This window comes from Enterobacter sp. RIT637 (genome assembly GCF_019718755.1).
GTDB lineage: Bacteria > Pseudomonadota > Gammaproteobacteria > Enterobacterales > Enterobacteriaceae > Enterobacter.
This window is the reverse complement of the sequence record NZ_JAIHAZ010000126.1, coordinates 1-576: the sequence shown is the minus strand read 5'-3', so window position 1 is coordinate 576 and position 576 is coordinate 1. Positions and strand designations below refer to the sequence as shown.

At 60.9% G+C, this 576-nt stretch carries 1 pseudogene; it reads left to right on the top strand.

From position 1 onward, the window contains the following. A pseudogene (locus K5E19_RS23560) lies at positions 1 to 576 on the top strand (helix-turn-helix domain-containing protein); the annotation flags it as partial.

Genomic DNA, 576 nt, shown 5'->3' with positions numbered 1-576 from the left:
ATCGCGGCCACGCACCAGAACCTTGAACAGCGCGTGCAGGAAGGCAAATTCCGTGAAGACTTGTTCCACCGTCTGAACGTGATTCGCGTCCATCTCCCGCCGCTACGCGAACGCCGGGAAGATATTCCGCGTCTGGCGCGCCATTTCCTGCAGGTGGCGGCGCGCGAACTGGGCGTGGAAGCCAAACTGCTGCACCCGTAAACCGATGCCGCGTTGACGCGACTGGCGTGGCCGGGCAACGTGCGTCAGCTGGAAAACACCTGCCGCTGGCTCACCGTTATGGCTGCCGGGCAGGAAGTGCTGATTCAGGATTTACCGGGTGAACTGTTTGAATCTACCGCGCCCGAAAGCAGCACCGGACAGTCGTTACCTGACAGCTGGTCGACGCTGCTGGCGCAATGAGCGGATCGCGCGCTGCGTTCCGGTCATCAAAACCTGCTTTCCGAAGCGCAGCCTGAAATGGAGCGCACGTTACTGACGACCGCGCTTCGCCATACACAGGGGCATAAACAGTAAGCGGCACGGCTGCTGGGTTGGTGGCGAAATACCCTGACGCGGAAGCTGAAAGAGCTGGGA